At 70.0% G+C, this 18,341-nt stretch carries 20 protein-coding genes; 10 read left to right on the forward strand and 10 right to left on the reverse strand.

Annotated elements, in window-relative coordinates; genetic code table 11:
* Positions 1-89: 89 nt before the first annotated feature.
* A complete protein-coding gene (locus AC1ROY_RS01225) occupies positions 90-1,286 on the reverse strand; it encodes an efflux RND transporter periplasmic adaptor subunit (RefSeq protein ID WP_493146412.1) in 1,197 nt (398 codons plus the stop codon).
* A 186-nt stretch (positions 1,287-1,472) separates the two neighbouring features.
* On the opposite strand from AC1ROY_RS01225, the gene AC1ROY_RS01230 reads away from it, so the two are divergent.
* Both AC1ROY_RS01230 and soxR read left to right on the forward strand, forming a co-directional pair.
* Positions 1,473-2,057, forward strand: coding sequence for a TetR/AcrR family transcriptional regulator (locus tag AC1ROY_RS01230; RefSeq protein ID WP_493146414.1), 585 nt, complete (start codon positions 1,473-1,475; stop codon positions 2,055-2,057).
* A 145-nt stretch (positions 2,058-2,202) separates the two neighbouring features.
* Positions 2,203-2,658, forward strand: coding sequence for a redox-sensitive transcriptional activator SoxR (gene soxR / locus AC1ROY_RS01235; RefSeq protein WP_493146416.1), 456 nt, complete (start codon positions 2,203-2,205; stop codon positions 2,656-2,658).
* Here the strand turns inward: soxR and AC1ROY_RS01240 are convergent.
* Positions 2,655-3,563, reverse strand: a complete 909-nt coding sequence (locus AC1ROY_RS01240) for a LysR family transcriptional regulator (protein ID WP_493146418.1) — start codon at positions 3,561-3,563, stop codon at positions 2,655-2,657. The genes soxR and AC1ROY_RS01240 overlap by 4 nt on opposite strands.
* 117 nt (positions 3,564-3,680) lie before the next feature.
* Here AC1ROY_RS01240 and AC1ROY_RS01245 point away from each other — a divergent pair, with 117 nt between their 5' ends.
* Complete coding sequence (locus AC1ROY_RS01245) at positions 3,681-4,106, forward strand: DoxX family protein (protein WP_493146419.1); 426 nt, start codon at positions 3,681-3,683, stop codon at positions 4,104-4,106.
* Positions 4,107-4,406: 300 nt separating this feature from the next.
* On the opposite strand, the gene AC1ROY_RS01250 is transcribed toward AC1ROY_RS01245, so the two are convergent.
* A complete protein-coding gene (locus AC1ROY_RS01250; RefSeq protein WP_493147448.1) occupies positions 4,407-4,763 on the reverse strand; it encodes a hypothetical protein in 357 nt (118 codons plus the stop codon).
* A 12-nt stretch (positions 4,764-4,775) separates the two neighbouring features.
* Here AC1ROY_RS01250 and AC1ROY_RS01255 point away from each other — a divergent pair, with 12 nt between their 5' ends.
* The 4 genes from AC1ROY_RS01255 (at position 4,776) to AC1ROY_RS01270 (ending at position 7,660) form a co-directional block, all read left to right on the forward strand.
* Positions 4,776-5,237 (forward strand): OmpA/MotB family protein, encoded by a 462-nt coding sequence (locus AC1ROY_RS01255; protein WP_493146420.1) that lies wholly within the window; start codon positions 4,776-4,778, stop codon positions 5,235-5,237.
* The gene (gene motA / locus AC1ROY_RS01260) at positions 5,234-6,100 is read left to right on the forward strand and encodes a flagellar motor stator protein MotA (protein WP_493146421.1); all 867 of its coding nucleotides are present in this window, start codon (positions 5,234-5,236) and stop codon (positions 6,098-6,100) included. The genes AC1ROY_RS01255 and motA overlap by 4 nt, the downstream gene beginning before the upstream one ends.
* A 161-nt stretch (positions 6,101-6,261) precedes the next feature.
* Entirely contained in the window at positions 6,262-6,714 is a 453-nt protein-coding gene (locus tag AC1ROY_RS01265) for a PaaI family thioesterase (protein WP_493146423.1), read from the forward strand.
* A gap of 61 nt (positions 6,715-6,775) precedes the next feature.
* Positions 6,776-7,660 carry a serine/threonine-protein kinase gene (locus AC1ROY_RS01270; protein ID WP_493146424.1) on the forward strand — a complete coding sequence of 295 codons (885 nt, stop codon included), beginning with the start codon at positions 6,776-6,778 and terminating at the stop codon, positions 7,658-7,660.
* Between the two features lie 125 nt (positions 7,661-7,785).
* Here the strand turns inward: AC1ROY_RS01270 and AC1ROY_RS01275 are convergent, their stop codons facing one another.
* On the reverse strand, positions 7,786-10,095 hold the full coding sequence (locus AC1ROY_RS01275) for a xanthine dehydrogenase family protein molybdopterin-binding subunit (protein WP_493146425.1): 2,310 nt from the start codon (positions 10,093-10,095) through the stop codon (positions 7,786-7,788).
* Positions 10,096-10,218: 123 nt separating this feature from the next.
* Between AC1ROY_RS01275 and AC1ROY_RS01280 the strand changes: the two genes are divergently transcribed.
* On the forward strand, positions 10,219-10,827 hold the full coding sequence (locus AC1ROY_RS01280; RefSeq protein WP_493146426.1) for a GDSL-type esterase/lipase family protein: 609 nt from the start codon (positions 10,219-10,221) through the stop codon (positions 10,825-10,827).
* On the opposite strand, the gene AC1ROY_RS01285 is transcribed toward AC1ROY_RS01280, so the two are convergent.
* From AC1ROY_RS01285 to AC1ROY_RS01310, 6 genes are all read right to left on the reverse strand, one after another.
* Positions 10,824-11,285, reverse strand: a complete 462-nt coding sequence (locus AC1ROY_RS01285) for a cupin domain-containing protein (RefSeq protein ID WP_493146428.1) — start codon at positions 11,283-11,285, stop codon at positions 10,824-10,826. The genes AC1ROY_RS01280 and AC1ROY_RS01285 overlap by 4 nt on opposite strands.
* Positions 11,282-11,794, reverse strand: coding sequence for a DUF6790 family protein (locus AC1ROY_RS01290; protein WP_493146429.1), 513 nt, complete (start codon positions 11,792-11,794; stop codon positions 11,282-11,284). Before AC1ROY_RS01290 ends, AC1ROY_RS01285 begins: the two co-directional genes overlap by 4 nt.
* A complete protein-coding gene (locus tag AC1ROY_RS01295; RefSeq protein WP_493146432.1) occupies positions 11,791-12,342 on the reverse strand; it encodes a hypothetical protein in 552 nt (183 codons plus the stop codon). The genes AC1ROY_RS01290 and AC1ROY_RS01295 overlap by 4 nt, the downstream gene beginning before the upstream one ends.
* A gap of 72 nt (positions 12,343-12,414) precedes the next feature.
* Complete coding sequence (locus AC1ROY_RS01300) at positions 12,415-12,816, reverse strand: DUF1398 domain-containing protein (RefSeq protein WP_493146433.1); 402 nt, start codon at positions 12,814-12,816, stop codon at positions 12,415-12,417.
* A 14-nt stretch (positions 12,817-12,830) separates the two neighbouring features.
* A complete protein-coding gene (locus AC1ROY_RS01305; RefSeq protein ID WP_493146435.1) occupies positions 12,831-13,283 on the reverse strand; it encodes a MarR family winged helix-turn-helix transcriptional regulator in 453 nt (150 codons plus the stop codon).
* Between the two features lie 57 nt (positions 13,284-13,340).
* Positions 13,341-13,556: a DUF2934 domain-containing protein gene (locus tag AC1ROY_RS01310; RefSeq protein WP_493146437.1), complete on the reverse strand. Its 216-nt coding sequence runs from the start codon at positions 13,554-13,556 to the stop codon at positions 13,341-13,343.
* 293 nt (positions 13,557-13,849) lie between these two features.
* On the opposite strand from AC1ROY_RS01310, the gene AC1ROY_RS01315 reads away from it, so the two are divergent.
* Positions 13,850-15,028, forward strand: a complete 1,179-nt coding sequence (locus AC1ROY_RS01315) for an efflux RND transporter periplasmic adaptor subunit (protein ID WP_493146439.1) — start codon at positions 13,850-13,852, stop codon at positions 15,026-15,028.
* Positions 15,029-15,035: 7 nt separating this feature from the next.
* Entirely contained in the window at positions 15,036-18,182 is a 3,147-nt protein-coding gene (locus tag AC1ROY_RS01320; protein WP_493146441.1) for an efflux RND transporter permease subunit, read from the forward strand.
* The last annotated feature ends 159 nt before the right edge of the window (positions 18,183-18,341 follow it).

The raw sequence follows: 18,341 nt of genomic DNA on the forward strand, positions 1-18,341 counted from the left end.
GCACGCGCTCGGCGGTTCGCGCCGGTCCGGGCGCGGAATGGCGGGGCAGAAGGGCCGGCCCGTTCAGGCCGGCCCCCGGGAGGCTGTCGTCAGTCGGCCGAGGCGAGCGGGCTCGGCCCGATGCGCCCCTGCTGCGCGGTCACCGCCGCGCCGGGGCGGGCGCGGTGCAGGCCGCCGATGATCACGCGGTCCTGCGCCGTCAGGCCGGAGCGGATCACCCGCAGCCCGTCCACCAGCTGTCCCAGCTGCACCGGCTTCGGCGCCACCGTGTTCTCCGGCGTCACCGTCAGCACCATGCGGCCGCCCTGGTCGGCGAGGATCGCCGAATCGGGGATCATCACGGCGTCGCTATCGCCGACGAAGAGCCGCAGGCGGGCGAAGCTGCCGGGCGTCAGCAGGAAGTCGGGATTGGCCACCACGGCGCGGCCGCGGATGGTGCCGCTGCGCGCGTCGAAGACGCTGTCCACGAAGTCGAGCTGGCCCGCATGGTTGAACTCCGTCTCGTCCAGCAGGCGCAGTTGCACGGGCGTGGCCTGCTGCGTGCCGTCGGGGCGCATGCCGCCGCGGGCGGCGCGGGCATAGCGCAGGTACTGCGCCTCGCTCGCGTCGAAGACCGCATAGACCTGGTCGAGGGCGACCAGCGTGGTCATCAGCGTCTGGTTCTGCTGGACGAGGTTGCCGGCATCCACGCGGCGGTCGCTGATGCGGCCGGCGCGCGGGGCGCGGACCTGGGAGAACTCCAGGTCCAGCTCGGCCTGGCTCAGCGTGGCGCGGGCGGCGGCGAGGCCGGCCTGGGCCTCGCGCAGCGTGCTGCGCCGCTCATCCATGTCCGCCTGCGAGGAGAAGCGCTGCGCGACCAGGGGCGCGTAGCGGTTCACCTGCTGCTCGGCGACGGTCACGCGCGCCTCGTTGCGGGCCACCTCGGCGCGGGCGCTGGCGACGGCGATCTGGAAGGGCCGCTGGTCGAGGGTGAAGAGGAGGTCGCCGGCCTTGACGGTGGCGCCGTCCTGGAAGTGGACCTCCATCACCTGGCCGGAGACGCGCGGCCGGATCTCGACCCGGGCCAGCGGCTCGATGCGGGCGGTGTGCTCGTCCCATTGCTGGATGGAGCGGGAGACGGGATTGGCGACCGTGACGGGCGGGGCGGCCGGCGCGCCCTGCGCCAGGGCCGGCTGCGTGGCCGTCAGATTGGCCGCGATGGCCAGGGCCGCGACACCCTGTGCAGCACGTCCCGTCCCTGTCGCGAGCGTCCGCGAAAGCCAGGAGAACCAAGGGGTTTCGTTCATATTCACGCTCTGCTGAGCCTCAGGGGACTTGATTTGCTGGATCGACATAGCCATTCTCCGAGGACGGATGTGACCGACCGGTTCGTCCCCATATAGAAGTGACCGGTCAGTCTCATCAAGGGGGAATGTTTGCTGCACCGCAGAATTTTCAAGGGGCAGGCATTCTAGGAAAGGAGTTTGGTCATCATGTCCGAGGCCACGGCCAGCAAGCCGAAAGCCGCGCAGCGCATCCAGAGCGCCGCCAAGGACCTGTTCTATCGTCAGGGCATTCGCGCCACCGGCGTGGAAGAGGTCTGTCGCGTCGCGGAAGCGACGAAGATGAGCCTCTACCGCGCCTATCCCAGCAAGGATGCGCTGATCGCCGCCATCCTCCAGGAGGACGCCGAGGAGTACGACGCCTGGTTCGCCGAGGTCACGGCCGACGCGAAGACCCCCATGGCCAAGCTCCGCGCGCTCTTCGACGCCATCGCCCGGAAGCTGGAGACGCCGGACTACCGCGGCTGCCCGATGCTCCTCGCCCAGGCCGAGTTCCCTGACCCGGACCACCCGACCCACCGCATCGTGGCCGCCTTCAAGGCGCGCGTGTGCAACAACCTGGTCGAGCTCTCGCGCGAGGCCGGCGCGGAGAACCCGCAGCTGCTGGGCGAGCTGCTCGCCATGATGTTCGACGGCGCCTGGTCGAGCCTGCCTTATCTCGGCGGCAAGCGCGCCGGCGAGGTGCTGCGCGAGGGCGCGGAGATCTTCTTCCGGACCATGCTTCCCGCGGAGTGACGCGGGCTGTGCGCCCCTTCCGGATTCTGGCTCGTTCATGAGGATGGGCCGGCCTGCTGGGTGCGTCCGGCTGCAACCGGAGGCTTGCAGGGGCAAGCCGGCAGGCTCCATAAAACCTCAACCTAAGTTGAGGTCAAGCACTTCCATGGCGACGCGCCCCGACGTGAAGCGGCAGCTCTCGGTGGGCGAGGTCGCGCGGCGCAGCGGCGTCGCGGTCTCCACGATCCATTTCTACGAAGCGAAGGGCCTCGTCGCCGGCGAGCGCAACGCCGGCAACCAGCGCCGCTATCCCCGCGAGATCCTGCGCCGCGTCGCGATCATCAAGGTCGCACAGCGCGCCGGCATCCCGCTCGCCGCGATCCAGGAGGCGCTGGGCGAGGTTCCCGCCGGGCGCACGCCGACGCTGGAGGACTGGCACCGGCTGTCGAGCCGGTGGAAGGCCATGCTGGAGAGCCGGATCGCGGACCTGGTCCAACTGCGCGACCAGCTCGAAAGCTGCATCGGCTGCGGTTGCCTCTCGCTGCAGGAATGCCCGCTGCGGAACCCGGCCGACCAATTGGGCCAGTCCGGGAAGGGGGCAGTGCTGCTGCGACGGTCCTAAGCCTCGCGCGCTTCCGCGATCAGCATCCGCCGCAGCCAGGCATGGCCGGGATCAGCCTCGAAGCGCCGGTGGAAGACCATCGAGAGCCGCGTGTGCTTCACGTCGATCGGCGGCGCGCGGACGACGAGCCGATGGCCCTCCGCCATCTGCGCCGCAAGCCGCGCGGAGAGGGTAATGATCATGTCCGTCCGCGCCAGGATCTGCGGCACGGCGGCGAGATGCGCCACCACCGCGCCCAGCCGGCGCGCCACGCCCGACTCCGCCAGCACCCGGTCTAGCGCGCCGTCGCGCGAGCCGTTGGGCGAGTGCAGCAGGTGCGGGACGGAGATGAAACGCTCCAGCGTCAGCTCGCCTTCGGCGAGCGGATGGTCGGCGCGCATCAGCGTCATGAAGGCTTCGGGCAGCATGCGGACACGGGTGTAGAGCGCGCTCGGCTCCGGCAGCACCGCGATGGCGAGCTGCGCGTCGCCCCGCTCCAGCAGGGCCTCGGCATTGGTGCGGTCGGCGTGGCTGACCGCGAGCAGGCAGTGCGGCGCGTCGGCCTGCATGCGCTCCAGCACGCGGGGCACCAGCGCGGCCTCGGCGTATTCCGACATGGCGACCGTGAAGACGCGGCGCGCGGTGGTGGGATCGAAGGGCGCGCGGACGGAGAGGGTTTCCGCCAGCCGGTCCAGCGCCTCCGCAATGGGGCCCGCTAGCGCAGTGGCCAGCGCGGTCAGCTCCACGCCGCCGGGACGGCGGAGGAAGAGCTCGTCGCCCAGCGCCACGCGCAGCCGCGCCAGCGCGTTGGAGACCGCCGGTTGCGACAGGTTCAGCCGTTCGGCCGCGCGGGTCACGTGCCGCTCGCGCGCCACGGCGTCGAAGACGCGCAGCAGGTTGAGGTCGAGCTGGGAGAGCTCGGTCATGGGGCGAGTCCGTCATTCACGCCGGTGATGATCCCCGTTCCGAACCCTCATTGGAAGGCTGGAGCGCGATGGATCAGGTTCCTGCCCATCGAAACCGGCCTCCAAGGAGCCACCCCAATGACCAACCGCATCGCCTATTCGGCCCTTCTCCTCCGCCTCTCGCTCGGCGTGATGCTGTTCTCGCACGGCGCCGTCATGAAGCTCGGGACCTTCGGCCTCGCCGGCACGATGGGCTACTTCGGCTCCATCGGCCTGCCGCCGCTGCTCGGCGCGCTGGTCGCCTTCGGCGAGACGGCCGCGGGCCTCGCGCTGATCTCGGGCGTGCTGGTGCGCACCGCCTCGCTGGCGGTGCTGCCCATCGCGCTGGGCGCCACGGCCGTGCATGCCGCGAACGGCTGGGTGTTCAGCGTTCCCGGCGGCGGCTGGGAGTTCCCCGCCTTCCTGGCGGTGACGCTGGTGGTGCAGGCGGGCCTCGGCGCCGGCGCCTACGCGCTGGACCTGAGCCGGCTGATCGGCCGCCGCGCCGCGGTACAGACGGCCTGATCCTGGCAGCCTCCCAACGGCCGGGCGCTCCAAAGGGGGCGCCCGGCCTTTTGCGTTAACCCTCCCTCAATCCCTCCCCGCCACATTGACCCCGCGCGACAGACGGGATGCGGCATTGGCCAGGCGGGGCAACGGTGGCGGGACCATCGTCATCAAGCGGATCGAGGAGGGCGGCCATGGACATCATGGCGGCGCCTGGAAGGTCGCCTATGCCGATTTCGTGACCGCGATGATGGCCTTCTTCCTGCTGATGTGGCTGCTGAACGCCACGACGGAGGAGCAGCGCCGCGGCCTTGCCGACTACTTCAACCCCTCCACCGCCATCTCTTCGTCGGCTTCGGGGGTCGGCCTGCCCTTCGGCGGCCGCACGCCGCACAGCGTGGGCGAGATGGCGGCCGATACCGGCGCGATCCGGATCGAGCGTGGGCCCCGCCCCACCAACATCGAGGAGGAGGACGACAGCGAGCGGACCGCCGAACCGGTCGCGCGCCTCGACGGCCCGCCGGGCGAGGCGGACGCACGTCCCGCCGCGTCGCCGACGGCGACACCGGGCCCGCCGGGGGTCAGCGCAGCTCCGGCGGCGGCGAGGCCGACACGCCCGTCGAATCGCCGCGCGAGCGCGAGGCCCGGCGCGCCGCGGCCGAGCGCGAGCAGCAATCGCTCGAAGGCATGGTGGACGCACTGCGCGAGACCTTCCTCGCCGATCCCGTCCTCGCCGAGCTGGCGCGGCAGGTGCTGGTGGAGATCGCGCCGGAAGGGCTGCGCATCCAGCTCCTCGAGGCCGACGGGCAGCCCATGTTCGCCAGCGGCGGCGCGGCGCCGACCGAGCGCGCGCGCCTGATGATCCGCACCGTCGCGCAGGCGGCGGCGCGGCTGCCGAACGCGATCCAGGTGACGGGCCACACCGACGGCGCGCCCTTCCGGGGTGGCGGCGCGCGCAGCAACTGGGACCTTTCGGCCGAGCGCGCCAATGCCACGCGCCGGCTGCTCATCGAGGCCGGCGTCGCCGAGGCGCGCATCCGCGGCGTCACCGGCATGGCCGACCGCGACCTGCTGCTGCCCGCGCAGCCGCAGGCGGCCGGCAACCGCCGCGTCGCGATCACGCTGCTGCGGCAGGAGGCGCCGCGATGATCACCATCGCGGGTTTCCTCTTCATGCTGGTGATGGTCTTCGGCGGCTACACCATCGCCGGCGGCAAGTTCGGCATCATCCTGCACTCGCTGCCCTATGAGCTGATGATGATCGGCGGCGCGGCCATCGGCGCCTTCCTGATGGCCAACTCGATGCACGAGGTGAAACACACGCTCGCGGGCTTCGGAAAGATCGTAAAGGGGCCGCGCTTCCGGAAGGAGGACTACACCTCGCTTCTCTCGCTGCTCTACTACTTCGTGCGGCTCGCGCAGACCAAGGGCGCCATGGCGCTGGAACCGCATATCGAGAAGCCCGAGGAGAGCGCGGCCTTCGCGAAGTTTCCGAAGATCCGGGACGACCACCACGCGACGGTGCTGATCTGCGATTACCTGCGCATGGTCGGCATGAACGCCGACGACCCGCACCAGATCGAGGACACGATGGCGCGGGAGCTCAAGAAGATCCGCGACGAGGAGCTGCATCCCTCGCACGCCATGCAGAACATGGCGGATGCGCTGCCCGCGCTCGGCATCGTCGCGGCGGTGCTGGGCGTCATCAAGACCATGGCGGCGATCGACCAGCCGCCCGCGGTGCTGGGCGGGATGATCGGCGGCGCGCTGGTCGGCACCTTCCTGGGCGTGCTGCTGGCCTATGGGATGATGGGCCCCTTCGCCGCGCGGCTGAAGGGCATCGTCGAGGAGGAGGCGCCCTATTACGAAGTCATCCGCGCCGTCATCGTGGCGCATCTGCACGGCAACGCGCCGCAGGTCTCGGTCGAGACGGGGCGGAAGGTGGCACCCTCGGGCCTGATGCCGAGCTTCCAGGAGATGGAGGCGGCGCTGCAGGAGCTGACCATCACCTAATGCCCTCAAACGCCGGGCGCGGCCTCCGGCCGCTTGGCTTCGCCGCACCACGGCGGCGCCAACAAGTAGGTCGGTTGGGCGGCGCCGGCCGCCGTGCGGCCGGATGTTCGAGGGGCGGGCCATCACTTGACGCCGGCCTCGTCCTGCCCGACGCCTTGCGCATGGACCTGCCCGATCACATCCGCGCCCAGACGGCGTCGCCCTTCCATCAGCTCATGGGGGTCTCGATGCTCTCCTGGGAGGATGGCGTCGCGCGGCTCGTCTGCACCCCGGGGCCGATGCACGCGAACCGCTCGGGCATCGTGCATGGCGGCGTGATGCTGGCGCTGCTCGACCAGTGCAATGCCTTCGCCGGACTCTACTGCCCCTTTCCGGGGCGGACGCGGCTGGCCGTCACGCTCGACCTCGACACGCGCTTCACCGGCCAGGCGAAGGTGGGCACGACGTTGATCGCGGAGGGCCGTGTCGTCACCGCCGGCCGCAACATCTTCTTCGCGCGCGGCGAGGTGAAGGACGAGGCGGGGACGCTGGTGGCCTTCGGCGCCTCCACGCATCGGTACCGTTCCGGCAGCCACGCGCCGGAGGGCATCCCGCTGGAAGACCGCCCCGCGTAAACGGTTCGTTCACCTTCGTCCCATAGCCTGCGTCCCAGCGAAAATTTCCGGGACGCATCGCATGGAAAAGACCCTCATCGCCGGCCGCTTCGCCCCGCGCGACCTGCTGGGACAGGGCGCCTGCGGCACGGTGCTGGAGGCAATGGACCTGCGCCTCCGCCGGCTGGTGGCGCTGAAGCTGATCCGGCGCGGCGGCATCGACCCCGCGCGCATCGCCGCGGAGGCCCGCGCGGCCGCGCGGCTGATCCACCCGAACATCGTTGCCATCCATGACGCCGGCGACGGGCCGGACTTCGCCTGGATCGCCATGGACCTCGTGATCGGCGAACCACTCTCCGCCCTGCTCGCGCGCGAGGGCCGGTTGATGCCCGGCGAGGCCGGCCGCCTCGCGCTGCAGCTCCTCGACGCGCTCGGCCACGCCCACAACCGCGGCGTGATCCATCGCGACGTGAAGCCCGCGAACATCCTGCTCGCCCTCGATTCCGGCGAAAGCCTCGGCGAGGTCCGGCTGGGCGATTTCGGCCTGGCCCAGCTCGGCCATGGCGATCCGGACGAGGCGGGCGCGCTCTACGGCACGCCGGCCTGGATGGCACCGGAGCAGGTGCGTGGAGAGCCGCTCGACCACCGAACGGACCTCTGGGCAGCGGGGGTGGTGCTGTACGAGGCGCTGACCGGCCGCCGCCCCTTCGAGGGCCGGATGCCGGCCGTGCTGAACGCGATCCTGGAGACGGAGCCGCCGCCGCCCTCGCGGATCACGCGCGGGCTGGACCCCGGCTGGGACGGCGTCCTGGCCCGTGCCCTCGCCAAATCGCCGGAGGCGCGCTTCGCCGACGCCGCCGCCATGGCGCGCGCCATCTCGCCGCTGCTGAAAGCCCGGGAGATACCGAGTCTCGGCCCGCTCTCCCGCTTCGGCCTGCTGCGCGGCTGGCTCAGCCCTGCGGCGTGAGGGCGGTGAAGAGCGCCGCGGCCAGGATCAGCGCCAGCACCCATCGGATGCGGCGCATGTCCCGTTTGCGGGCATGATTCACGTCTCCGGCTGCGCCTTCGACGACCATGCCCGGCCGAAGCGCGTCACGCCGCCTGCAGCGCCTTCCACACGACCTCGGGCGTCGCCGGCATGTCGATGGCCTTGACGCCCAGCGCGTCGAGCAGCGCGTTCACCACGGCCGGCGGCGAGCCTACCGCGCCCGCCTCGCCCGCGCCCTTCACCCCGAGCGGGTTGGTCTCGCAGGGCACCGACATCAGCTCCACCTCGATGGCCGGCAGGTCTTCCGCGCGCGGAAGGGCGTAGTCCATGAAGCTCGCGGAGAGGAGCTGGCCGCTTTCAGGGTCGTAGGAGGTCCGCTCCATGAAGGCCTGGCCGATGCCCTGCGCCACGCCGCCATGCACCTGCCCCCGCACGATCAGCGGGTTCAGCGCGTGGCCCACGTCGTCCACCACGACGTACTTCTCGAAGCGGATCAGGCCCGTGTCGGGGTCCACCTCCACCTCGGCACCGTGGCAGCCGTTCGGGAAGGTGTGGTTGTCGATGTTCGCGATCTCCAGCGCATCGAGCAGGATGGTGTCCTCGCCCGCCGCGATGCGCGCGCGCTGCTTCGCTGCGAGGTCCAGGATATCGATCTGGCGGTCCGTGCCGACGACGCGGAAGCCGACGCCCTTCTCGAACTCGATGTCGATCAGCGCCGCTTCCAGGATTTCCGACGCGGCCTGCCGCCCCTTCTCGATCACCGAGGCGGTCGTCACCAGGATCGCCTGCCCCTCGGAGTAGAGGCTGCGCGCGCCGCCCGTGCCGCCGCCGGAGGGCAGCGTGTCGCTGTCACCCTGGCGGATGCGGATCTTCTCCATGGGCACGCCGAGCTCGTGCGAGGTCAGCATGGCATAGGCGGTCTCGTGGCCCTGGCCGGTGCTCTGCGTGCCGACATAGACGTCGACGAAGCCGTCCTCGGCGAACTTCACCGAGGCGTTCTCCGTGGCCGAGCCGCCGGTGGCCTCAAGGTAGTAGGCGATGCCGATGCCGCGCTTCTTGCCCTTGGCAGCGGCGGCCGCCTTGCGCGCGGGGAAGCCGGCCCAGTCGAGCTTCTTCAGCGCCTCCTCCATCAGCATGGCGAACTCGCCGCTGTCGTAGCGCTGGCCCATCGCCGAGGTGTAGGGCATGGCGCTGGAGGGGACCATGTTGCGCCGGCGCAGCTCGATGCGGTCGACGCCGATCTCGCGCGCCGCCGTGTCGATCAGGCGTTCCACAAGGTAGTTGGATTCCGGCCGGCCTGCGCCGCGATAGGCGTCCACCGGCACGGTGTTGGTCAGCACGCCGATGACATGCGCGTAGATGGCCTGGAAGCCGTAGACGCTCGCCAGCACCTTGGTGCCCGCGCCAGTCGGGATGAAGGGCGCGTAGTTGGAGAGATAGGCGCCCATGCCCGCGAGGTTGCGCGTGCGCATGGCGAGGAACTTTCCGCCGGCATCCAGCGCGAGCTCGCCGAGCGTCACGTTGTCGCGCCCGTGGCTGTCGGACATGAAGGCCTCGGTGCGCTCGGAGACCCACTTCACGGGGCGGCCGGTCTTGCGGGCGGCGAAGCAGGTCAGCACGTGCTCGGCATAGAGGAAGAGCTTCATGCCGAAGCCGCCGCCCACATCCGTCGTCACGACGCGGAATTTTTCCTCCTTCACCCCGAAGACGCCGGCGAGCATGCCCTTCACCTGCCAGGCGCCCTGCGTGTTGGTGTGCAGCACCCAGCTTTCGGTCTCGGGCTTGTACTCGGCCAGCGCGGCGCGCGCTTCCATGCTCGCCACCACCACGCGGTTGTTCACCACGGTGAGGCTCGTGACATGCGCGGCCTGGGCGAAGAGCCCGTCCACCTTGGCCTTGTCCCCCACCGCCCAGTCGAAGCAGACATTGTCCTTCGCCTCGGGCCAGACGAGCGGCTGGCCGGGATCGGTGGCGGTGGCGAGATCGGTGACGGAGGGCAGGATGTCGAAGTCGACCATCACGGCCTCGGCGGCGTCGCGCGCGGCCTCGGGCGTCTCGCCGATCACCAGCGCCACGCCGTCGCCCACATGACGGACCGTGTCCTTGGCGAGCGGAAAGTGCGGCGTGCTGGTGCGGCTGGTCCCGTCGATGTTCTTCATCGGGATCACGCAGGGCACCTCGCCCACGCCGTCGGCGACCATGTCGGCATGGGTGAAGACGCCGATCACGCCCGGCATCGCCTTCGCGGCCGAGGTATCGATCGAGAGGATCCTCGCATGGGCGTGCGGGCTGCGCAGCACATAGGCGTGGGTCTCGCCCGGCACCTGAATGTCGCCGGTGTAGAGACCGTTGCCCTTCAGCAGCCGCGGATCCTCGATGCGCCGCACCGACTGGCTCAGCCCGAATTTCGCCATGGGAATTCCCTCACCTTGTCGCCCGCATCATCGTCAGATGATGCGCCACAGGTCCATCATCTGACCATGATGGACCAAAGGAAAAGGGGGGCGGAAGTCTTCTTCGCGTGCTGAGATCGCCGCATGACGAAGGCACCTCTCCGCATCTGCTTCTTCGGCGACAGCATGGTGAACGGCACCGGCGACGATGCCTGCCTGGGCTGGGTGGGGCGCGCCTGCGCCGCCGCGCGACGCGGCGGGCGCGACGTCACCAGCTACAATCTCGGCATCCGCCGCGACACCAGCGAGGACGTGCTGACGCGCTGGGAAAGCGAGGCGAAAGCCCGGCTTCCGCCCGAACATGACGGGCGGCTGGTCTTCTCCTTCGGCGCCAATGACGCATGCCCCGCCGCGGACGGGAATGTGCGCGTGGCGCCCGATCGCGCGCTCGCGAATGCGGAGGCGATCCTCGCCGCGGCGATGGCCTGGCGGCCCACCCTGATGGTCGGTCCCTTCCCCATCCGCGACCCCGTCGTCGATATCAGGGTGGCGGAATTGTCGGCGCGTTTTTCCGCGCTCTGTGCCCGAATGGGCATACCGTTCTTGCCGGTCATTGATATCGCCTCGTCCTCCGAGGTCTGGGCACGCGAGGTCGCGACCGGCGACGGCGCGCATCCGAACGAAGGCGGTTACGCGCTCGTCGCCGAGGCCTTCATCCGCTGGCCCGCGTGGCGCTCGTGGATCGATGGCTAGGGCTGCAGCGGCGGCCCGAGGAAATCCACGCCCCAACCTGCGCCAAAGGCGTTGAGCCTCGCGCGGTCGGGGATGCCGTCGCGCATCACCTCGCCCAGCCCTTCGAAGAAGGCGGCCGCGTCCATCCCGGGCAGGATCATCACCATCTGCCGCGCCGGCGCCTCCGTCACGTTGCGGAAGGCATGCGCCGCGCCGCCGGGCACGCAGACCACGTCGCCGGCCTCCGCGTGGGAGCGCACGCCGTCCACCTCGTAGAGGTAGCGGCCCTCCAGCACCCGAAAGATCTCGGTCTCGGCATGGCGGTGCAGCGGGGGGCCGAAGCCGGGCGCGTTCACGGTGTCGATGATCGTCATGGCCGCCCCCGACGCCGAGGGCGGCAGCCGCACGCGCAGCTCGAGCCCGATCGCCGGGATCCGGATCGCCGGCTCCTCCCGCGAATGCCAGGACGAAAAGGTCATTCCGGGCGGCCGTGCCGCTTCTGCATCCAGAGCAGCCAGTAGCCGAAGAGCGGGACCAGGAAGTCCATCCAGAAGATCACGCCCGCATTGCCCGGCGCGAAGTTCTGCGCGACCACCATCTGCCGGATGTGTCCCACCCCCGCGCCGAGGGCGAAGATGCTCGGCCCGAGGATCGCCGCCAGCCGCAGGTCGTAGCTGCGGAAGGCGGCGATGAAGCCGACCAGGGCGAAGCCCAGGCTCGCCGTGCCCACCTCGACCTGGAAGGGGCTGTCCTCCCAGCCGATGAAGCGCGCCGCCATCTCGCCGAAGAAGACGTGCATGACGAAGTTCCAGGCGAAGCAGACGCCGATGGCGAAGAAGACGTGCCAGGCGATCAGCTTCTCCACCACCAGCGCCGTGCTCCGCGGCGCCGGCGCGCGCCAGATCGCGACCGCGGAGAAGAGGAGGCCGAGGACCAGGAAGGTCAGCACATAGTCCGAGAGCAGGAAGCGGATGAACCCGGCGATCATGCGGCGGCTCCCTTCCGGGCCCGGTCCGGATACCAGCCGGTGAACTTCACCGCCCCCCAGAGCGCCGCCACCGTCGCGAGGATGCCGAGGCCGGGGCGGATGTCGGGCCGGTAGATCAGCACGAGGTCGGCCAGCACCATCACCAGGAAGGCCAGCGCCCAGACGGCCGAGATCACGTCGTTGGTGCGCAGGAATTCGGGGCTGTCCCAATGCTCCGACGGCACGCTCTCGCGCGCATATTGCAGGGTGAAGGGCTGCCGGATCGCGAGCGAGGCCAGCACGATCGCCAGCAGCCCCAGGTCCACGCGCAGCCGCACCTCCATCAGCGACCAGCCGGGATCGCCCAGCAGCGCATAGGTCGCGAGCCCGCCGAAGAGCAGGATCGTGCCGATCTCCAGGATCTTGGGGGTGCGGCGGAGCTCCAACAGGTCGCGCAGCAGCATGACCAGGGAGGTGGCCGCTCCGGCGACGAGCCCCTCCGTCACGCCGATCGTGCGGTCGACGACGGCGAAGACCAGGAAGGGGAGGAAGGCCAGCAGGATGTTCATGGGTCGGACCTCGGCTCCGCGACTGCGGCGCCCTCTAGCCGCCGCCGGGGGCCGCCGCGTCACCAGAAGTGATTAGCGCGCCATCGGGAAGGGCTCGACATGGGAATCTCCCGTACGCCCGTAATAGACGGCGCGCCGCCCGGTCAGCGAGACGATGTAGCCCACGCACCCCGCACCGGCGATGCGTGCGCAGAACTCCCGGTACCGGATGCGCCCCTGCTGGATGGCGCGCACAGCCGCCTCCACGCCCTCGGCCGAGAAGCCGACGGCCGGGGGCGCCGCCAAGGCGTGGTTCGGCGTGCGGTGCGATTCGCCGTCGGGCATGTAGTAGATCTTGTCGGCGCGCAGCAGGTCGGCGTGGTAGCGCTCGATGCCGGCCGCCATGAGCTTGCCGACCACCTCGCCGAAGGTGACGCGCTCCTCGTCGGAGATGCGGGTGCATTCCTCCATGACGTCCTTCACGTGCTTGTCCAACTCAAATCTCCTCTTCATTCCAGAGGGACGGATCTGAGGCCATGCCGGCGCACGATCTCCCGCATCACGGCCTCGACCTGCGCCCGCTCCCCGGGGGTCAGGTGGCCGAAGAATTCCGCGTCGTTGCGGTCCGCCAGCGCCGAAAGCTCCGGCACCAGCGCGCGGCCGGCGGGCGTGAGGGCGAGCGATTGGAAGCGCCCATCCCCCTCCCCCGCGGCGCGCGTGATCAGCGCCTTCGCCACCAGCCGGTCCGCCAGCTTCGAGATGGCCCCGCGCGTGAGGCCGAGCCGCTCCGCCAGCGCGCTGGGCGCGAGGGCCTCCACCCCGTGCAGCTCGCGCAGCACGACCCATTCGGCGACGGTCACGCCGCGATCGGCCAGCTTGAGGCCGAAGGCATGCGAGACCTGGTTGGAGACGAAGCGCAGCCAGTAGCCGAGATGCGCTTCGAGGGGGCTGACGGGGCTCATGGTTGACAAGGAAACTATAAGGGGAAAGTTTCCTTGTCAACCGATTGCGAGGCGCTTCTACGAAGTCCCCGTCGTCACCGTGGAGGAGGGCGGATCGCTGGCGGGAAAGCTCTCGGCGAGCGCCTCGTCCAGCTTGGCCTCCTGTTCGCGGATCGCCGCCTCGGCCTGGAACCAGAAATGGCGCTCCATCCCTTCGGGCCGGCCGGCCTCGTCCCAGAGACGGTAGGCCACCTCCCGGATGCGCTGCTCCAAAAGCATCAACTCGTCGGACACGTGGAGGATCCTTCCATGGGGCCTTCTGGAACTCGGCCATGGCGGCGGAAACTTCAAGCCTCGAATGACGCCGCGGCTGTGGCGGTTCGGAGAAACCCGCCGCTCCGATGCCGGGCCGGAACGTCGCGGCCGCGGGTCTCGACATCCGGCGGATCTCCTGGCATCCCGGCGCCCCAGCCTGCGCCCATCCGGGACCAGAGGCACCGGCTCGCTGCGTTGCGGCAAGAAGCTTGACCTTGCCGCAAGTTTACAGTGCACATAGATGCCGACTTCGGCTTGAGGTTAGGACTCGCATGCGCCTTCCGGTTGCTCCCCTCATCCTGGGCATGGCGTTCCTCGCCCTCGCCGCCAAAGCGCAGATGCCGGGGGGGCCGCCCCCCGCCGTCGGCATCGTCGAGGCCGCCCGCCGGCCCGTCACCGAGAGCACGGAGTTCATCGGGCGGGTCGAGGCCATCAACCGCGTCGAGATCCGCGCCCGCATCACCGGCTTCCTCGAGCAGCGCCTCTTCACCGAGGGCAGCGAGGTCGCCGAGGGCGCGCCACTCTTCCGCATCGAGCAACCGCCCTACCAGGCCCAGCTGGACCAGGCGCGCGCCAACGTCGCCTCGGCCGAGGCCAACCTCGCCAATGCCCGCGTCGCCCTGGTCCGCGCCCGCGACCTGCGCACCTCCGGCACCGGGACGCAGGTCGCGCTCGACAACGCCACCGCGCAGGAGCGCACCGGCGCGGCCCAGCTGCTGGGCGCGCAGGCCGCGGTGCGGATCGCCGAGATCAACCTCGCCTATACCGACATCACCTCGCCCATCGCCGGCGCCATCGGCTCCACCACCTACACGCCTGGCAACGTCGTCTCGCCCTCCAGCCAGGCGCTCGCCACCATCGTCAGCCAGGACCCGATGCGCGTGGCCTTCACCATCCCGCAGCGGACCGCGCTGGAGCTGCGCAACCGCTACGAGAACCGCGGCGGCACCTCCGCCGTGGTGGTGCGCATCCGCCGCGTGGACGGCACCGTCTACGAGCACCCCGGCCATATCGACTTCATCGACACCTCGATCAGCCGCGACACCGACTCGCTGCTGATCCGCGCCAGCATCCCGAACCCCGTCCGTGCGGGCGCCCAGCCCGGCACCGCGGGGTCGCGCGGGCTCATCGACGGCCAGTTCGTCACCGTGCTGCTGGAGGGCGCCGAGCCCGTGCAGGCCATCGTCATCCCGCGCTCCGCCGTGGCGCAGGACCAGCAGGGCTTCTTCGTCTACGTCGTGGACGGCGAGAACAAGGCCCAGCGCCGCAACATCCGCCTCGGCACGAGCACGGCCGAGAACGCCACGATCGAGAGCGGCCTCGAGGTCGGCGACAAGGTGATCACCGAAGGCATCCAGCGCGTCCGGCCCGGCCAGGTGGTGAACCCGGCCCCCGCCAGCGTCGCCCCTGGGGCGCCGAGACCGGGCGCCGCCGCCGGCCGGCCGGGCTGACGCCAGCATGTTTTCCGCGATCTTCGTCCGGCGTCCGCGCTTCGCCATCGTCATCTCCATCGTGATGACGCTGGCGGGCCTTCTCTCCCTCACCTCCATCCCCGTCGCGCAGTTCCCGGACATCGTGCCGCCCGTCGTGCAGGTGACGGCGCGCTATCCCGGCGCCTCGGCCGCCGTGGTCGAATCCACCATCGGCCAGCTCATCGAATCAGCGGTGAACGGCGCCGACCGCATGCTCTACATGCGGTCGAACAGCGCCAATGACGGCACCTACGCCCTGTCCGTCACCTTCGCGCTCGGCACCAATCCCGACATCAACACGGTGAACGTGAACAACCGCGTGCAGGGCATCCTGGCGCGATTGCCGCAGGAGGTGCAGCGCAGCGGCGTGACGGTCCGCAAGCAGTCCTCGGCCGTGCTGCAGTTCGTCGCGGTCACCTCGGATTCCGGCGCGCAGGACCCGCTCTTCCTCTCCAACTACGTCACGATCAACATGCTCGACACGCTGCGCCGCCTGCCCGGCGTGGGCGACGTGCAGCTCTTCGGCGCGCTCGACTACTCCATGCGCGTCTGGTTCCAGGTGGACCGGCTCAACAACCTGAACATCTCGACCACCGAGATCATCACCGCGATCCAGAACCAGAACATCCAGGCGGCGGCCGGGCGCATCGGCGCGCGCCCCATCGGTGACGACCAGCAGTTCCAGTTCAACATCCAGACCCAGGGGCGCCTCATCACGCCCGAGGAGTTCGGCAACATCGTCATCCGGGCCAATCCGGACGGCTCGGTGCTGCGCGTGCGCGACGTGGCTTCGGTGGAGCTCGGCGCCGCCAGCATGGATGTCGAGGCACGGCTGAACGCCAAGCCGGCGGTGACCATGGGCATCTACCTCTCGCCCGGCGCCAATGCGGTGCAGGTGGCCGAGACGGTGCGCCAGACGCTGTCCCGCCTCCGGGAGCGCTTCCCGCCGGGCATGTCCACCCTGGTGGTCTACGACACCTCGACCTTCGTGCTCGACACCATGCACGAGGTGATCAAGACGCTGATCGAGGCCTTCATCCTCGTCGTCATCGTCGTCTATCTCTTCCTGGGGTCGCTGCGCGCCACGATCATCCCCGTGGTGGCCGTGCCGGTCAGCCTCATCGGCACCTTCGCCGTGCTCTTCGCCATCGGCTACACGGCCAACACCATCTCGCTGCTGGCCCTCGTGCTGGCCATCGGCATCGTGGTGGACGACGCCATCGTGGTGGTGGAGAACGTCGAGCGCGTGCTGGAGGAGCATCCGGAGCTCACGCCGGCCGACGCCACCATCAAGGCCATGGGCGAGATCACCGGCCCGATCATCGCCATCACCCTGGTGCTGCTATCGGTCTTCGTGCCGATCGGCCTGATCTCGGGCGTGGCGGGCCAGCTCTTCAAGCAGTTCGCGGTGACCATCTCGGTCGCCATGCTGATCTCGGCGATCAACGCGCTGACGCTCTCGCCCGCGCTCTGCGCGCTGTTCCTGCGCCACGAGGGAGCCAAGCGCGGCCCGATCAAGTACGTGCTGCGCGCCATCGACAAGGTGCGCGACGGCTATGCCTGGATCGTGGGCCGGATCGTCCGGCTCGCCGTGCTCTCGCTGGTGCTGACCGCCGTCATCGCCGTGGCGATCGGCTGGGTCGGCGGCCGCACGCCGCAGGGCTTCCTTCCCTCCGAGGACCAGGGCGCCTTCTTCGTGCAGCTGCAGCTGCCGCAGGGCTCCTCGGTCGCCCGCACGCGCGACGCGACGGTGCTGGTGGAGAACCTGCTGCGCAGCAACCCCGCCATCGAGAACATCCTGGCCATCGTCGGCTTCTCGCTGATCGACGGCGGCGCACAGTCCAACTCGGCCTTCCTCGTGGCCCGGATGAAGCCCTTCGAGGACCGCACGACGGTCGGCGACAGCGTCTTCGCCGGCATCGGCCGCGTCTTCGGCGGCGCGCAGGGCATCCGCACGGCCAACGTCTTCGCCTTCAACATCCCGCCGATCATCGGCCTCGGCACCGGCGGCGGCTTCGAGTACCAGCTGCAGGACTACGAGGGGCGCGACCCGGTCGAGCTCGGCGGCGTCATGCTCGCCATGATGGGCGCGGCCAATGCGGATCCGCGGCTGGTCGGCGTCTTCTCCACCTTCTCGCCCACGACGCCCTCGCTCTTCCTCGACGTCGACCGTGACAAGGCGCAGTCGCTCGGCGTGCGCATCAGCGACATCTTCACGACGCTGCAGGCCTCGCTGGGCGGCTTCTACGTGAACGACTTCAACCTCTTCGGCCGGACCTGGCAGGTGAACATCCAGGCCGTCGCCACGGACCGCGACGACATCCCGGACATCTGGCGCCTGCAGGTCCGCAATTCGCGCGGGCAGATGGTGCCGCTGCGCGCCTTCGCCGACGTGCGCATCGTGCTCGGCCCGCAGACCATCCAGCGCTACAACAACACGCGCAGCCTGACGCTGAACGGCCAGGGTCGCCCCGGCGTCTCCTCGGGCGACGCGCTGAAGGCGATGGAGGAGATCTCGGCCCGCGTGCTGCCCTCCGGCTACAGCTTCGACTGGACGGGCACCGCTTTCCAGGAGAAGCAGGCCTCGGGGCAGACGGGCATCCTGATCGCCCTGGCGCTGCTCTTCGCCTACCTCTTCCTGGTGGCGCTCTACGAGAGCTGGACCATCCCGGTGCCGGTGCTGATGTCGGTCGCGGTGGGCGTGCTTGGCTCGTTCATCGCGCTGTACATCGCGGGCAAGCCGCTCGACGTCTATGCGCAGATCGGCCTCGTGGTGCTGATCGCGCTGGCGGCGAAGAACGGCATCCTGATCATCGAGTTCGCGAAGGAGCAGCGCGAGGCCGGGCTGCCCGTGCGCGAGGCCGCCGTGCTCGGCAGCCGCATGCGGTTCCGCGCCGTCATGATGACGAGCTTCGCCTTCATCCTCGGCCTCGTTCCGCTGGTCGTGGCGCAGGGCGCCGCCGCGCTGTCGCGCCAGGCGGTAGGCCTGCCGGTCTTCGGCGGCATGCTCGCGGCCTCGATCTTCGGCATCTTCATGATCCCGATGCTCTACGTGGTCTTCCAGAGCACGCGCGAATGGATCAAGGGCAAGCTCGGCCTCGGCGCCAAGGAAGAGCCGGCCAGGACGCACTGATCCCCAACGGCCGCTTTCAGCGGCCCGTTGGGATATTTTGTGCCCTCAGATGCCGGGCGGCCGCGTCCGCGGCCTTGGCTTCGCCGCGCCGCCGGTGGGCCAGGCCGACAGGCCAGTTGGGTGGCGCCGGCCGCTTTGCGGCCGGATTCTCAGCGCCCT

The sequence above is a fragment of the Roseococcus sp. GW821-FHT12F05 genome (assembly GCF_058806835.1).

Excerpts from the sequence above, each read along its gene's own strand:
- AC1ROY_RS01225 (WP_493146412.1), bottom strand. The coding sequence starts at position 1,286 with ATGAACGAAACCCCTTGGTTCTCCTGGCTTTCGCGGACGCTCGCGACA.
- AC1ROY_RS01230 (WP_493146414.1), top strand. The coding sequence starts at position 1,473 with ATGTCCGAGGCCACGGCCAGCAAGCCGAAAGCCGCGCAGCGCATCCAG.
- soxR (WP_493146416.1), top strand. The coding sequence starts at position 2,203 with ATGGCGACGCGCCCCGACGTGAAGCGGCAGCTCTCGGTGGGCGAGGTC.
- AC1ROY_RS01240 (WP_493146418.1), bottom strand. The coding sequence starts at position 3,563 with ATGACCGAGCTCTCCCAGCTCGACCTCAACCTGCTGCGCGTCTTCGAC.
- AC1ROY_RS01245 (WP_493146419.1), top strand. The coding sequence starts at position 3,681 with ATGACCAACCGCATCGCCTATTCGGCCCTTCTCCTCCGCCTCTCGCTC.
- AC1ROY_RS01255 (WP_493146420.1), top strand. The coding sequence starts at position 4,776 with ATGGTGGACGCACTGCGCGAGACCTTCCTCGCCGATCCCGTCCTCGCC.
- motA (WP_493146421.1), top strand. The coding sequence starts at position 5,234 with ATGATCACCATCGCGGGTTTCCTCTTCATGCTGGTGATGGTCTTCGGC.
- AC1ROY_RS01265 (WP_493146423.1), top strand. The coding sequence starts at position 6,262 with ATGGACCTGCCCGATCACATCCGCGCCCAGACGGCGTCGCCCTTCCAT.
- AC1ROY_RS01270 (WP_493146424.1), top strand. The coding sequence starts at position 6,776 with ATGGAAAAGACCCTCATCGCCGGCCGCTTCGCCCCGCGCGACCTGCTG.
- AC1ROY_RS01275 (WP_493146425.1), bottom strand. The coding sequence starts at position 10,095 with ATGGCGAAATTCGGGCTGAGCCAGTCGGTGCGGCGCATCGAGGATCCG.
- AC1ROY_RS01280 (WP_493146426.1), top strand. The coding sequence starts at position 10,219 with ATGACGAAGGCACCTCTCCGCATCTGCTTCTTCGGCGACAGCATGGTG.
- AC1ROY_RS01285 (WP_493146428.1), bottom strand. The coding sequence starts at position 11,285 with ATGACCTTTTCGTCCTGGCATTCGCGGGAGGAGCCGGCGATCCGGATC.
- AC1ROY_RS01290 (WP_493146429.1), bottom strand. The coding sequence starts at position 11,794 with ATGATCGCCGGGTTCATCCGCTTCCTGCTCTCGGACTATGTGCTGACC.
- AC1ROY_RS01295 (WP_493146432.1), bottom strand. The coding sequence starts at position 12,342 with ATGAACATCCTGCTGGCCTTCCTCCCCTTCCTGGTCTTCGCCGTCGTC.
- AC1ROY_RS01305 (WP_493146435.1), bottom strand. The coding sequence starts at position 13,283 with ATGAGCCCCGTCAGCCCCCTCGAAGCGCATCTCGGCTACTGGCTGCGC.
- AC1ROY_RS01315 (WP_493146439.1), top strand. The coding sequence starts at position 13,850 with ATGCGCCTTCCGGTTGCTCCCCTCATCCTGGGCATGGCGTTCCTCGCC.
- AC1ROY_RS01320 (WP_493146441.1), top strand. The coding sequence starts at position 15,036 with ATGTTTTCCGCGATCTTCGTCCGGCGTCCGCGCTTCGCCATCGTCATC.